Source organism: Mycobacterium simiae (assembly GCF_008370645.1).
GTDB classification, from domain to species: Bacteria; Actinomycetota; Actinomycetes; order Mycobacteriales; family Mycobacteriaceae; genus Mycobacterium; species Mycobacterium simiae_A.
Genome location: NZ_VTZN01000031.1, coordinates 13,260 through 25,895 on the forward strand (window position 1 = coordinate 13,260; position 12,636 = coordinate 25,895).

Annotated in this window: 15 protein-coding genes; 5 read left to right on the top strand and 10 right to left on the bottom strand. The window is 66.5% G+C overall.

What is annotated here, in order from left to right:
- Positions 1–23: 23 nt before the first annotated feature.
- Positions 24–959 (bottom strand): enoyl-CoA hydratase, encoded by a 936-nt coding sequence (locus F0Q45_RS07570; RefSeq protein WP_149653348.1) that lies wholly within the window; start codon positions 957–959, stop codon positions 24–26.
- 218 nt (positions 960–1,177) lie between these two features.
- On the opposite strand from F0Q45_RS07570, the gene F0Q45_RS07575 reads away from it, so the two are divergent.
- Together F0Q45_RS07575 and F0Q45_RS07580 are read left to right on the top strand one after the other, a co-directional pair.
- Positions 1,178–1,342, top strand: coding sequence for a hypothetical protein (locus tag F0Q45_RS07575; RefSeq protein ID WP_149653349.1), 165 nt, complete (start codon positions 1,178–1,180; stop codon positions 1,340–1,342).
- Positions 1,342–2,832, top strand: coding sequence for an alpha,alpha-trehalose-phosphate synthase (UDP-forming) (locus F0Q45_RS07580; RefSeq protein ID WP_149653350.1), 1,491 nt, complete (start codon positions 1,342–1,344; stop codon positions 2,830–2,832). The genes F0Q45_RS07575 and F0Q45_RS07580 overlap by 1 nt, the downstream gene beginning before the upstream one ends.
- Here F0Q45_RS07580 and F0Q45_RS07585 read toward each other — a convergent pair.
- Positions 2,829–3,611, bottom strand: coding sequence for an ABC transporter permease (locus F0Q45_RS07585; protein ID WP_149653351.1), 783 nt, complete (start codon positions 3,609–3,611; stop codon positions 2,829–2,831). The genes F0Q45_RS07580 and F0Q45_RS07585 overlap by 4 nt on opposite strands.
- Positions 3,608–4,264 (bottom strand): ABC transporter ATP-binding protein, encoded by a 657-nt coding sequence (locus F0Q45_RS07590; RefSeq protein WP_149653352.1) that lies wholly within the window; start codon positions 4,262–4,264, stop codon positions 3,608–3,610. Before F0Q45_RS07590 ends, F0Q45_RS07585 begins: the two co-directional genes overlap by 4 nt.
- Before the next feature lie 94 nt (positions 4,265–4,358).
- On the opposite strand from F0Q45_RS07590, the gene F0Q45_RS07595 reads away from it, so the two are divergent.
- The 3 genes from F0Q45_RS07595 (at position 4,359) to F0Q45_RS07605 (ending at position 6,840) form a co-directional block, all read left to right on the top strand.
- On the top strand, positions 4,359–5,813 hold the full coding sequence (locus F0Q45_RS07595) for a multicopper oxidase family protein (protein WP_149653353.1): 1,455 nt from the start codon (positions 4,359–4,361) through the stop codon (positions 5,811–5,813).
- Between the two features lie 63 nt (positions 5,814–5,876).
- Positions 5,877–6,191, top strand: coding sequence for a PadR family transcriptional regulator (locus tag F0Q45_RS07600; protein ID WP_149653354.1), 315 nt, complete (start codon positions 5,877–5,879; stop codon positions 6,189–6,191).
- 70 nt (positions 6,192–6,261) lie between these two features.
- Positions 6,262–6,840: a hypothetical protein gene (locus tag F0Q45_RS07605; RefSeq protein WP_149653355.1), complete on the top strand. Its 579-nt coding sequence runs from the start codon at positions 6,262–6,264 to the stop codon at positions 6,838–6,840.
- Here F0Q45_RS07605 and usfY read toward each other — a convergent pair whose 3' ends face one another.
- The 7 genes from usfY to F0Q45_RS07640 form a co-directional block, all read right to left on the bottom strand.
- Positions 6,841–7,155, bottom strand: coding sequence for a protein UsfY (gene usfY, locus F0Q45_RS07610; protein WP_149653356.1), 315 nt, complete (start codon positions 7,153–7,155; stop codon positions 6,841–6,843).
- A gap of 57 nt (positions 7,156–7,212) precedes the next feature.
- The gene (locus F0Q45_RS07615) at positions 7,213–8,118 is read right to left on the bottom strand and encodes a haloalkane dehalogenase (RefSeq protein WP_149653357.1); all 906 of its coding nucleotides are present in this window, start codon (positions 8,116–8,118) and stop codon (positions 7,213–7,215) included.
- Between the two features lie 24 nt (positions 8,119–8,142).
- The gene (locus F0Q45_RS07620) at positions 8,143–9,036 is read right to left on the bottom strand and encodes a peroxiredoxin family protein (protein WP_149653358.1); all 894 of its coding nucleotides are present in this window, start codon (positions 9,034–9,036) and stop codon (positions 8,143–8,145) included.
- Entirely contained in the window at positions 9,033–9,662 is a 630-nt protein-coding gene (locus F0Q45_RS07625) for a TetR/AcrR family transcriptional regulator (protein WP_149653359.1), read from the bottom strand. The genes F0Q45_RS07620 and F0Q45_RS07625 overlap by 4 nt, the downstream gene beginning before the upstream one ends.
- Before the next feature lie 82 nt (positions 9,663–9,744).
- The gene (locus F0Q45_RS07630) at positions 9,745–10,245 is read right to left on the bottom strand and encodes a mammalian cell entry protein (protein WP_149653360.1); all 501 of its coding nucleotides are present in this window, start codon (positions 10,243–10,245) and stop codon (positions 9,745–9,747) included.
- Positions 10,245–10,958, bottom strand: a complete 714-nt coding sequence (locus tag F0Q45_RS07635) for a mammalian cell entry protein (RefSeq protein ID WP_149653361.1) — start codon at positions 10,956–10,958, stop codon at positions 10,245–10,247. The genes F0Q45_RS07630 and F0Q45_RS07635 overlap by 1 nt, the downstream gene beginning before the upstream one ends.
- Positions 10,958–12,628: a virulence factor Mce family protein gene (locus F0Q45_RS07640; RefSeq protein WP_149653362.1), complete on the bottom strand. Its 1,671-nt coding sequence runs from the start codon at positions 12,626–12,628 to the stop codon at positions 10,958–10,960. Before F0Q45_RS07640 ends, F0Q45_RS07635 begins: the two co-directional genes overlap by 1 nt.
- Positions 12,629–12,636: the final 8 nt, after the last annotated feature.

Below are 12,636 nucleotides of genomic sequence, written 5' to 3' on the forward strand. Positions count from 1 at the left end.
GGTGGCGCCGGGCCAGCAGCGCACTAGGGCGTGTCGCGGCGGGCCACCCGGGTCGGCCCGGCGGTGCGCCAGTCTTCGACGTCGGGCGGCAGGCCCACCGGGTATCTGGTCTCGTTGTGGGCCGCCCAGTGCGCGTGTCCCAACTCGTGGACGTGGAACGCGTGCCGCAGCGCCTCGGTGAAGCCCATGGCGTCGGAGGCGGCGTTGACCGAGTCCTTGACCAACAGGGCCGCCATGGTGGGCCGCTCGGCGATGCGCCGCGCGAACTCCAACGTCTTTTCCTCCAGTTCGGCCGCGGGGAACACCTTCGACACCATCCCAAGCCGATAAGCCTCGTCGGCATCCAAAGAATCACCGGTTAAGAGCAGCTCTTTAGCCTTACGCGGACCGAATTCCCAAGGGTGAGCATAGTATTCGACGCCCGGCATACCCAGCCGCACCGCCACCACGTCGCTGAACTTGGCGTCGTCGGCGGCGACGATCAGATCGCACGCCCAGATCAACATCAGCCCCGCCGAGATCGCGTTCCCCTGCACCTGGGCAATGGTGATCTTGCGCAAATCGCGCCAGCGGCAGGTATTTTGGAAGTAGAAGTGCCACTCCTGCAGGTAAAGCTTCTCCACGACCGCATCGCGGGTGGCGCCATGCGAACGGAAGGTCGGATGCTGGGTAGGTCCGGGCTTGCGCTCCAGCACCGTTTCCTCGGACCCGAGATCGTGCCCGGCGGAAAAGTTTTTGCCGCGCGCGGCCAGGATCACCACCCGAACGGTGTCGTTTGCCTCGGCGCGGCAGAACGCCGCGTCGAGTTGAACCAGCAGGGTCCGATTCTGCGCGTTGTGAGCCGCCGGCCGGTTGAGCCAGATACGCGCTACGCGCCCCTCATCGAGGGTTTCATAGGCCACCAGCTCAGCGGGCTGCGCACTGTCCGCCTGGGCTGCGGGGTGGTCGGAGAGGGTCATTTGCGCCCACCTTGTCTCGGGCTTGCCTCGGGGCTGCCACTGGATCTTCACACGTTACGACGAACACTGTAAGAGGGTGGCCGACGGGTGGCCGTACCACTGTGTCAGCGGTGCGCGCAGTCGGGCGGCTGGCCGCCAAAGAGGTGCTCGCTGCAGATTGAGCCTGGCCCGGGCGCCGTGTCCGCCAAGGGCGTCTGAGCTTGGCTTACAGTTGTGTCATGCCTACGAAAACCGACCATGGTGATATCGGCGACGTCGAACCGGTTGCCGACAGCACCGCGAGCCAGGCCAGACGCGTCGTCGCCGCATACGCGAACGATGCCGATGAGTGCCGCATTTTCTTGTCCATGCTCGGTATTGGACCGGCAAAGCACGAGAGCTAATGGCTCCCCGAGGACGCCGGTCCGCAGAGCCTAAGAATGCGGAGGTTTTCGGCGACTCGGATTTTGTGGTCGTCGCCAACCGACTGCCCGTCGATCAGGAGCGCCTGCCGGACGGCACCACCACCTGGAAGCGCAGCCCCGGCGGGCTGGTGACAGCCCTGGAACCGCTGCTGCGCCGGCGTCGCGGGGCGTGGGTTGGCTGGCCGGGGGTCGCCGAGGCCGACGCCGCCGTAGTGGACAAGCCCATCGTGCAGGACGAACTGGAGCTTCATCCGGTGCGGCTTTCCGGCGACGACGTCGCAGAGTATTACGAAGGTTTTTCCAACGCCACACTGTGGCCGCTCTACCACGACGTCATCGTCAAGCCGCTGTACCACCGCGAATGGTGGGATCGATACGTCCAGGTCAACCGACGCTTCGCCGAGGCCACCGCCCGCGCGGCCGCCCGCGGCGGGACCGTGTGGGTGCAGGACTATCAGCTGCAACTGGTTCCGAAGATGCTGCGGACCATGCGCCCGGATCTGACCATCGGCTTCTTTTTGCACATCCCGTTTCCGCCGGTGGAGCTGTTCATGCAGCTGCCGTGGCGTACCGAGATCACCCAAGGTCTGCTCGGCGCCGACCTGGTGGGATTCCAACTTGCCGGCGGCGCGCAAAATTTCCTGTTTCTGGCCAGGACACTGCTCGACGCCGAAACCTCGCGCGGCACCGTCGGCGTGCGGTCGCGGTTCGGCGAGGTTAACCTCGAGTCCCGCACCGTCCGAGTGGGCGCCTTCCCCATCTCCATCGACTCCAGCGCCCTGGACCAGGCGGCGCGCGACCGCGACGTCAAGCGCCGCGCCCGGGAAATCCGCGCCGAGCTCGGTAACCCCCGCAAGATACTGCTGGGTGTCGACCGGCTGGACTACACCAAGGGCATCAACGTGCGGCTGAAAGCCTTTGCCGAGCTACTGGCCGAGGGCCGAGCCAAGCGCAATGACACGGTCTTGATCCAGCTGGCGACACCCAGCCGAGAACGGGTCGAGAGCTACCAGCTCCTGCGTAACGACATCGAACGTCAGGTCGGCCATATTAACGGCGAATACGCGGAGGTCGGTCACCCGGTGGTGCACTACCTGCACCGCCCCGTGCCCCGCGCTGAGCTGATTGCGTATTTCGTGGCCAGCGATGTCATGCTGGTCACCCCGCTGCGCGACGGGATGAACCTGGTGGCCAAGGAGTACGTCGCCTGCCGCAGCGATCTGGGCGGCGCCCTGGTTCTCAGCGAATTCACCGGCGCCGCCGCCGAGTTACGACAGTCATACCTGGTCAACCCGCATGACCTGGAAGGACTCAAGGACGCCATCGAGGCGGCGCTCAACCAGACGGACGAGGAGGGGCGGCGCCGGATGCGCGCGCTGCGACGCCAGGTGCTGGCCCACAATGTGGACCGGTGGGCCCGGTCATTCCTCGACGCACTCGCCGCGGCGCGTCCCAAGGATCTGCGCTAGCGCTGCGGCCGGGAACGAAGCGGCAGCAACCGATGGTCGCGGGTGAATACCAGATGCACCAGCCCAACGGCCACGACCACGGTGGTGGTCGCGACCGAGCCGAGGACGAGGAACATCACCACCGCCTGCACCAGCACGGCCTGCACCGGGGGCACCCCGGCCAGGATGAGTCCGGTCATGGCCCCCGGAAGGAACACCAGCCCGGTGGCTTTGGTGGTCTCGACCTGCGGGGAGATCGCCGACCGCAACGCGATCCGCAGATAAGGAGCTGCCGCCAGGTGCGAGGGCTGACCCAGGGCCAGCCTGGCTTCCACCTCGTCCCGTTTGTCACGCAGCTCGTCAACCAGGCGCCGAGCCACCAGCACCATCGCGGTCATCGAGTTGCCGATCATCATCCCGGCGATCGGCACCAGCGTGCGAGCCTGCAGCGGGAAGACGCGCAGCCCAAACAACACGCCCAGCGTGATCGCGGCCGCGGCGGCGAATGCGGCGATGGCCAGCGGCGCCAGCCGAGGCACTTCCGGCGCCCGTCGGCGGGCGACGTCGCCGGCATAGGCGATCATGCCGGCCGTCCACGCAAACGACCACCACAGCGACCGGCCCGGCGCGAAGAGCAGCGTCAACGCACCGCCCACCAACAGCAGCTGAACCAACGCGCGGGCCGCCGCCCACAGCACCTGACGCTGCAGACCCAACCGCTGCCACCACGAAATCGCCGCGGCAAATACCACCAAAGCCAGCGATGTCGCCAGCCCGACCCAACTAACCTGCCCGCTCATGTCGCCGTCCGCCCAAGCCCCGTGCAACGGCCGTACTCGAGGTGCAGAATCCGATCAGCGGCCCGCGCGGCCTGCGCCGGATCGTGGGTGACCCATAATGCGGGAATCCCGTCGTCGGCAAGCTCACGCACCGCTCGCTCGATCACCTTGGCCGCTTCGGCGTCAACGGCGGAGGTCGGCTCGTCCAGCAACAACACCTGCGGTTGCGCCATCAGCGTGCGAGCCAGGCACATGCGCTGCGCCTCCCCGCCCGACAGGGCGGTAGCGTCGCGGTCCAGCCAGGATCCAATCAAAGCCACCCGCGCTAGCGTGTCCCGCATCTGGGCTTGCGAAGCAGTCGGCTCGACGACCCGCAGGTTATCGGCCACGGTGCCCGGAAACGGCGTCGGACGCTGGAAACACATGCCCACTCGGCGCCGCAGCCATAACGGGTCGATGTCGGCAATGTCCGTGCCGTAGAACAGGACTCGTCCGCTGGTCGGCACCTCCAGCCGGTTGCACAAGCGCAGCACCGTCGACTTGCCCGATCCCGACGGGCCGAACACGGCCGTCACTCCTTGGCCCGGGACGGCGGCGCTGAACCCGTCCAGCGCCCGCAACCCATCGCGTTCTACGACGACGTCGGCGAAGTCGAACACCGTGTCCGCATCCACTGCTACGCCTCCACTTGCGGTAAGCTGGGCCAAGATTATCGGAATACGATATCGGAGTTCGAGTTGGCGGCGATAGGGTTGGGTTGGGTCACCGATGCCCGTTGACCGCCGCAACTTCCTCAAGTGGTCCGGCCTGGCGACGCTGACCGCCAGCGGTATGGCCGGCGGGTGCGCGCAGCAACCGCACCGCGGCACGGCCGACTACACGCTGCGCATCGCTACGAGCCAAGTGGAAGTGGCGCCGGGCAAGCTGGTGTCGACCACCACCTACAACGGCCAATTTCCCGGACCGCTACTCAGATTCACCGAAGGCAAGCAGATTAGCGTCGACGTCCACAACGACACCGCTACCCCACAGCAGCTGCACTGGCACGGACAGCACCTACCCGCCGACGTTGACGGCTCGGCCGAGGAAGGCACCCCGTTCATCGCCGCCCACGGCATGCGCCGGATCTCGTTTGTGCCCGGCCCCCCGGGCTTCCGCTTTTACCACACCCACCTCAACCCGGGCGCCGACTTGACCGGCGGCCAATATGGCGGCTTGGTCGGGCCGGTCTACATCGAGCCCACGACGGAGCCGGGCGCCTACGACCGCGAAGTGTTCTTGACCCTCAAGGAGTTTGAACCCAGCCTGAGCCAGGGCGGCGATATGCCCGGCGGCTTCCTGGCCGGCGACGAGGTCGCAGAGCTCCAAGACAAGGGCGAGCAAGCGATGAACGTCTCACTGGCCGCCGGAACCCCGCACGGCTACGAAGTCGGCTATGACGTCTTCACGATCAACGGCCGCAGCCTGGGCCACGGCGATCCGGTTCGCGTGAAGACCGGCGAGCGGGTCCTGCTGCATGTCCTCAACGGCAGCGCCACCGAGAACCGCAGCCTCGCCCTACCCGGACACTCCTTCACCGTCGTCGCCCTCGACGGCAACTCGGTGCCCAAACCTGTCGCGGTGCCGGTGTTGTGGCTGGGCGCCGCCGAACGCGTCTGCGCGATCGTGGAAATGAACAATCCGGGCGTGTGGATTATGGGCGACCTGTCCGACGCGGATCGCCAAGCGGGCATGGGCGTGGTCGTCGAATACGCCGGCCGCACCGGGGACCCACAATGGGCGCCGCCGCCCGAGTATCGCTGGGATTACCGCGTATTCGGCCACGGCGGCACCGCGCCAGCGGCCGATCACGTCATCGACCTGCTCATCGAGAAGCGCAACGCCGCCGACAGCGGGTTCAACATCTGGACCATCAACAACACCGCTTTTTCCGCGGAGACCAACCAACCGGTGCTCGACCTCAGCAGTGGACAGCGCTACCGGCTGCGGTTCCGCAACGCCACCGATGACATCCACCCCATGCATTTGCATCGGCACTCCTTCGAAATCACCCATGTCGCCGGCACCCCCACCACCGGTGTGTACAAGGATGTCGCGATGCTGGGCGGCTACCAGATCATGGACGTCGACTTCACCGCCGACCAATCCGGGCTGTCCCTATTGCATTGCCACCAGCAAATACACATGGACTTTGGCTTCATGACGCTGCTGCGCTGCTCCTAGACCAGTGAGTCGTAGAATCGGATCCCGATATCGGCCTCGTCGCGCTGCCCGGAAGGGGGGTCTATGCGGGAATTCCAGCGGGCTGCGGTGCGCCTGCACATCCTGCATCACGCCGCCGACGACCAGGTCCATGGCGCTTGGTTGACCGCGGAACTGAGTCGCCACGGCTACCAGGTCAGCCCCGGCACGTTGTATCCGACTCTGCACCGGCTGGAGGCCGACGGTCTGCTGGTGTCCGAGCACCACGTGGTGGACGGCCGGGTACGCCGGGTCTATCGAGCCACCCCGGCCGGGCGGGCGGCCTTGGCCGACGATCGTCGGGCCCTGCAAGAGCTGGCCCGAGAAGTCCTCGGCGACGAGCTGCTCAACGACCCATAACCCATGGTTTTCACGCCTAAACGCTGTGATACTCAATGCAGCGCTATCAGCGTGAAGGGAGGGGCAGGACGTGAAGATTGGTCCCGGTCTGGTCGCTGGCGCGGCCATTGTTTCGGCCGCCGCACTGGGATTAGCGCTGCAGTCAGGCGACCCGGCGCACGCAGTGGCACCACCGCCGGATGGTAAGTACGCGTTCAACGAGGCGGGCGTGTCCGGGGTTACCTGGACGATTACCGCGCTGTGCGACCAGCCATCGGGAACGCGCAATATGAACGACTATTCCGACCCGGTCACCTGGGCGTTCCAATGTGCCTTGAATGTCGTCAGTACGACGCCCCGGCAAATCACCCGGGCAGACAAGCTACAGAACTTCAGCGGCCGGGCTCGGCTTTCCAGCGTCTTGTGGACCTTCCAGGTGGACCAGGCCGACGGGGTGTTGTGTCCGGACGGCAGTACCGCGCCGTCCACCGAAACCTATGCGTTCAGCGACGAGACCATGAGCGGAATCCACACCACCTTGCATGGTGCGGTCTGCGGCCTGCAGCCCGACCTGAAAAAGGAGCCGTTCTCCCTGCAGCTCACCGGCCCCCCACCCACACCTGTCGAACGTTATCCGTTGCGCTGCAACGAAATTGCTATCTGCTACTGACTAGACCGGGTGGTGTTGTCGGCGCCGGTGGTCTGGATGTTCGGCCAGCCACCGACGTTCGACGCGTTGCACGCGGTGATGTTCGGCCATGATCAACAACCCACCGGCGATCAGCAGACCGGCCGCGCCCGAGCCAAGCATCAGCAATAGCTCGTGGCGGTTGTAGGCCAACGCCGCCACAATTCCAGCCATGCCGATCACGCCGAGTGCGATGAGAAACAGCCCCGGCAGCCACAGCGTGTCGGTAAAGGATTCGCCGGCGTGCTGTTGCGTTGTTCGGGAGTGTTCCACCGGATCGCGATGTGCGCCCTTCATCGGCATCTCCCTTCTCTCAGCGACGCTTTTCAGGCTACGCCTACTTTGTGGTATAGATCACAGATTCTTTTCCCAGTCCAGCAGCCGCTGCGCCAGCTCGGGACCGGCGTCTTCCTGGATGAAGTGGCTGGCATGGATCCGCGCGTGCGGTTGTCCGGCTGCGCCGGGAATGTGGCGGATCAGCGGGGCGTCCGCCTTGCCCAAAATAGGATCGCGCGCGCCGAACACGCACAGCGTAGGTTTGTCCCAGCGGCTCAGCGCATCCCAGGCGGCGCGGTTGGCCGGAATCGCCGGGTCGTCGGTCGAGGTGGGCACCAGCTGTGGGAAGGCGCGTGCACCGGCCTGGTAGCGCTTGTCGGGAAAGGGCGCGTCGTAGCCGGCCCGCACGGCCGCTGAAAGCTTGGTGACCGTCCCGACATCGACCAGCCGCCCCGCGGGCAGCCAGGGCGAGTACTTGGCGAAGGCCCGCCAGATCCGGAACGCCGGGGGCATGGGTCGGTCTGCCGTCGGCAGAAAACCGTTGGCAATGAACAGCTTTGCGAAGCGCTCGCCCTGCTCGGCAGCCACCCGCAGGCCGATCAGCGACCCCCAATCCTGGACCACAACCGTCACGTCGTGCAGGTCGAGCGCGGTCAGCCACGACGTCACCCACTCCACATGACGCAGATAGCTGTAGTCCTGGATACGGGACGGCTTGTCGGATCGGCCGAAGCCAATCAGGTCCGGCGCCAACACCCGATGCCCCGCCGCGGCCAACGGCGGAATCATAGTGCGGTATAGGTAACTCCAGGTCGGCTCACCGTGCAGCAGCACTACCGGCGCAGCGTCACGCGGACCCTCGTCGACGTAGTGCATGCGCAGCGGCCCGGTATCACTGGCACTGACGTCGAGATAGTGCGGCTCGAACGGATAACCGTCCAGGTTGGCGAATCGGGTGTCGGGCGTGCGCAAGTTTTCGGTCATCTCGTTCTCCTCGTGCCGTGGTGGTCAGGTGCGACGCCAACTCGCGGGCGTGTCGAGCGCGGCCAGGAACGTGGCAGGCTCCGGCCGGAGTCGGTAGTCGTCAGTTTGGTCGCTGAAGACGATGCGGCCATGGGCATCGGCCACGATGACAGTCGGGAACACGGTGTCAGGCTGGTAGCCCAGCACGGAGAGACCCGGCGGCACCCCGCCTTCGTGGCGCAGTCCGAGTTGCTGGGCGGCCTGCGCGCCCGGGTCTTGTAGGTACCGGAACGGGACGCCAAACCGGTCGGCCAGGGCCCGGGTTTCATCGAGGGGTTGGGGAGAGATCAGCATGACCTGCACGCCGCGATCCGCCAGTGCGCGGTATTGCCCCGCGAGTTCGCGCACCTGCGCGACGCACAGCGGGCACCAGTTGCCTCGGATGAACACCATCACCACCGGCCGACCGAGGAAGTCGAGCGATCTGACGACGCTGCCGTCCAGGTCGACGACCTCGAACTCGGGCATCGGGTTACCCACCTCGAGGGCGTCCTGGCCGACACGATCCAGCCGGGTATACCACCGCGCGTAGGCCTGGGTGGTCGCCCAGGCCAGCACCGCCGCCAGCGCCGGCCACGGTGTCTTGCCGACCACCCCGCCGAGCACTGCCACCACCACCGCGATAACCGCCGCGGCCGACATCACGGGCAGGTTGCGACCGGTGCGCCCGCGCCGCAGCCGCAGGAATGCTGCCAGCTGCACCGGAAGCGCCAGCCCGGCGACGCCGGCAGCGACCCAGGCCAGGCGGGCCGGCAGGTTTGGCGCGGCGGTGACGATGCCGACCACCGCGGCTGTTACCGCCGCGGCATCGACCGCGAGCAGCGTCACGATGGACCAGCGTTTGATCCGCCGCTGCCACAGCGGCTTTGTCGTGCTCATACCGTCTCCTCCGCCGTCGCCATCGGAAGCAGGGTGCCCAGCGCCCGACGCAGCAGGTTGTGCAGGGAGTCCGGATCTCTGCCCGCGCGCACCGCGACGATGGCGCCTTGCAAAAGGGTAAACAGCCCGTCCGCCACCAGGTCGGCATCGATGTCAGCGGCGCTCTCGCCACGACCGATCGACTCGGTGACCAGGCTGGCGAACGCCGACCGCATGCCCTCCTGGGCGAAAGCGACCACGCGCCGAACCTGCGCGTCATGGGGAGCCAACTCCAGCACGGTGTTGACCACCAGGCAGCCGGGCCGCACCGCGACGGCGTCCTGCTGGTCACCGCCCACGGCGTCATCGAGGCGGCGCAGCATCAGCTGCTCGAGCCGGCACCGGGCAGATCCGCCCGATTCCAGCGCCGGCACCACGTCCAGCACCGTCACCCGGTTGAGGTATCGGGCCAACGCTGCGTCGAACGCCTGCCGCTTGTCGCCGAACGTGCGGTAGAAGCTGCCCCGGTGCATGCCGCTGACCCGCAGCAGATCCCCCAGCGAGGTCGCCTCGTAGCCGGTCGTCCAGAACTGTCGCATGATCCGGTCCAGGGCAAAATCCCGGTCCACGAGCGGCGGACGGCCCATCTGCACTCCTTCCCGGTCCCCGCGATCTTGACATGTTTGAGACCGATCGGTCAACTATCTGGGGGTGACGGCCGCGGCCGGCTCAGATCGGGGTGATGTAGGCGATCAGCCACTTGCCGTCAATGCGCTGGTAGTCCACCCGCAGCCGGCTGCCATCGTAAAGCGGCTGCCGTGACTTGTCGGTCACGGTGCGATTCATGTACACCATCACCGATGCCGAATTCCGTTGGGCAGCCATGACTCCCACGCCGACAACGTTGGCCTGGACCACCACCTCGCGCTTCTTGGCCTCCGGAATGATCTGCGCGTTGGCGCTGCGCTTGAACTCCTGCCGGTACTCCGGCGTCAAGAACGGATAGGCGTCATTAAGGCTGCGCTCGACGGTCTGGTAATCGTAGGCGAAGACCCTGGGTATCTGGTCGGCCGCCAGCTTCGGCAAAAAAACCCGAGCAGCCTGTTCATCCCGGGTCTCCACCCGCTCCCAGTAGAACCAGCCGCCGACCGCGGCCAGTCCTACGATGACGGCGACGACCAGGCTGCCGGCGACAGCGCCCAGCCACCGCTGCCCTCGCTGCACCCGCATCAGTTGCCCCCGTCGGGGTACTTCAGGTCATAGCCGGTCATCTTGCCGGTCTCGTCCTCATGCACGATGACCCGTAGCCGGTAGGGCATCGATGGTTTGTTGACGCCGTCGATGTCAGCAACCGTCACCCGCACCGACACCAGGACCGATGCGTTGTCGCTGACCGTGTCGATGCCTTCCAGGGCAGCACCGTTGATGACGGCCTCCGATGTCGCGTTGGTGGCGCGAAACAGGCCCTTGAGGTTGTCGACGTTGTTGTTGGCGCTCAGCATTCCGCGCAGCGGCCCGCTGGTGCCGTTGACGAACCGGTTGACGGCCTCGTCGATGGTGTTGGGCGTGTAACTGAACATGTTGACCACCGTTTGGGTAGCGGTGTCGACGAACCGCTGTTCGCGGGCTTGCTCGGCCTCGGCAGCCCGGTGCTGACCGACCAAGGCCAACACACCCCAACTCAGCGGTGCGATGACCAGCACCGCGGCCGCCAGCGAGACCCCGGCAACCAGGCCGCGGCGAGCCCGTCGCCGAGCTGGCGGCCGGACCGCTGCCAGCGGCTTGGCAGTTTTCTTGGCCGGCTGCTTCGGCTCGGCTACGGTCTTGACCTCGACGGCGGCTGTGCTCGTTTCCCGGTCGCTCGACGCGCTTTTCGGGGGACCCGCCGCACGCGAGGCCCGCCGACGCGCCCGCTGCCTGGTCGTCGTTTGCTCGTCCGCCACTACATGGGCCTGGGTGCAAGCATGAGGTCTACCCAATTCTCCGCACTGGATGCGCCGTTGATGCCAGGCGCGAAGATACCAGTGCCGCCGGCCGGGTCCCTAAACGCACCAGTGACCTGGTCATATGTGGTGTATGCGGTGCCGCTGGCCTGCGGTTGTGACCCGGTGCCCACCGGCGGTGGCGGCGGCGGCAGCGTCTTGGGATACGGAATCAGCGGCGGCTGCGGCGGGTAATCCGGCGGCATCCACGAGGTGAAGGGCGGCGGCGGCCCATTGTCGTTGGGCGGCGGCGCGGGCTGCGCGGGCTGGTGCGGCGCCGGTCCCGGACCGGGTGCCACACCGGGCGGGGGCGATCCGACGATCGGAATGCCAGGGTCCGGATCCGCGTCCGGCGGAATGTAGGGAAACCTGTTGGGCGGCAGAATGTTCAGCCCGTCGGTTACCGGGGTGTCGTATGGGACCGGCGGACCGCGCCACGGGTTGCGACCAATCGGCACGTAGCCGTTGGGGTCACGACACAGCTGAATCGTCGGCGCCCGCTTGCCGGGGTACTCCTGGCAAGGGTAGTTACGGGCGCCGCGCACGGTGGTGGCGTCGTTGTGGGCGACCTTGCAGTACATGTCCGTTGGGATTTCCCGCAGCCCCTCGTCGGCGGGCGAGCGGACCAACGGCGGGGGCAGGAAGCCGACGTTGCACGGCGGCGGGTCGTTTAGGTCGATCTTGAAGTCCAGCTTGGCGCCCTCGTCCTGGGGCACGCCGCCGGCGGCGGTGGTGAGCGCGGCGAACAGCGCCGGCAACACCACCAGGAGCTGCTCGATCGACTTGTGATAGATCACCCCCACCCGACCCAGGTTGGCCAGGCTGGCCGCCAAAGCCGGGAAGGAGGGTCGGATACCGGAGAACGCGGTGTTGGCTTCGTCGATGGCGTCCGGGGCGGTGGCCAGCGTGTCACGCAGCCGCGGGTCGGCTTGGCGCAGCTCGGAGGTGAACCGGGCTAACCCATCGGCGAGCGACGTGATGTCACCGCCAGCGCGGACCTGAGCCTGCAGGAACGGACCCGCCTGATCGATCAACTGCGCGACCTGCGGGTAGTTAGCGTTGGCTTCGTCCACCAAAAGCCGGGCCGATTCGAACAGCCGGGCCAGCTCGGGACCGGTGCCGTTGGTCGCCACGAAGGCCTCATGCAGAACTTCGCGCAACCGGGTATCGCTGAGGCTGTTGACCAGCTTCTCGGCCTTGCGCAGCAGGTCGGCGACATCCTGGCCGATTCGGGTGTTGTTGCGGTCGATGCGGGATCCGTTGCGCAACATGGCCTTTGACGGATTGGCCGGCGGCACCAGGTCGATGTATTGCTCACCGATGGCCGACACGCTTTTCACCGTGGCGGTGACATTGGAGGGAACGGGAGTGCCACTGTTGAGCCGCATCTGCGCGGTGACGCCGTCGGGATTGAGTTCCACCGACTCCACCCGCCCCACCTGCACACCGCGGTAGGTGACGTTGGCGTTCTTGTACAGGCCGCCGCCGGCGACGAAATCAGCGCTCGCCTCGTAGGTGCCGATGCCGAACGTGGCCGGCAACCGCAGGTAGAAAATCGCCGTCACAATCAGGGTGACGACGGTGATTACCGAGAATATGCACAGCTGGATCTTGGTGAGTCTGTCGATCATGCGCCCGC

Bases quoted from the DNA above. Each gene is read 5' to 3' on its own strand.
- F0Q45_RS07570 (WP_149653348.1), bottom strand. From the start codon at position 959: ATGACCCTCTCCGACCACCCCGCAGCCCAGGCGGACAGTGCGCAGCCC.
- F0Q45_RS07615 (WP_149653357.1), bottom strand. From the start codon at position 8,118: ATGACCGAAAACTTGCGCACGCCCGACACCCGATTCGCCAACCTGGAC.
- F0Q45_RS07625 (WP_149653359.1), bottom strand. From the start codon at position 9,662: ATGGGCCGTCCGCCGCTCGTGGACCGGGATTTTGCCCTGGACCGGATC.
- F0Q45_RS07630 (WP_149653360.1), bottom strand. From the start codon at position 10,245: ATGCGGGTGCAGCGAGGGCAGCGGTGGCTGGGCGCTGTCGCCGGCAGC.
- F0Q45_RS07640 (WP_149653362.1), bottom strand. From the start codon at position 12,628: ATGATCGACAGACTCACCAAGATCCAGCTGTGCATATTCTCGGTAATC.
- F0Q45_RS07600 (WP_149653354.1), top strand. From the start codon at position 5,877: ATGCGGGAATTCCAGCGGGCTGCGGTGCGCCTGCACATCCTGCATCAC.
- F0Q45_RS07620 (WP_149653358.1), bottom strand. From the start codon at position 9,036: ATGAGCACGACAAAGCCGCTGTGGCAGCGGCGGATCAAACGCTGGTCC.
- F0Q45_RS07580 (WP_149653350.1), top strand. From the start codon at position 1,342: ATGGCTCCCCGAGGACGCCGGTCCGCAGAGCCTAAGAATGCGGAGGTT.
- usfY (WP_149653356.1), bottom strand. From the start codon at position 7,155: ATGAAGGGCGCACATCGCGATCCGGTGGAACACTCCCGAACAACGCAA.
- F0Q45_RS07595 (WP_149653353.1), top strand. From the start codon at position 4,359: ATGCCCGTTGACCGCCGCAACTTCCTCAAGTGGTCCGGCCTGGCGACG.
- F0Q45_RS07575 (WP_149653349.1), top strand. From the start codon at position 1,178: ATGCCTACGAAAACCGACCATGGTGATATCGGCGACGTCGAACCGGTT.
- F0Q45_RS07585 (WP_149653351.1), bottom strand. From the start codon at position 3,611: ATGAGCGGGCAGGTTAGTTGGGTCGGGCTGGCGACATCGCTGGCTTTG.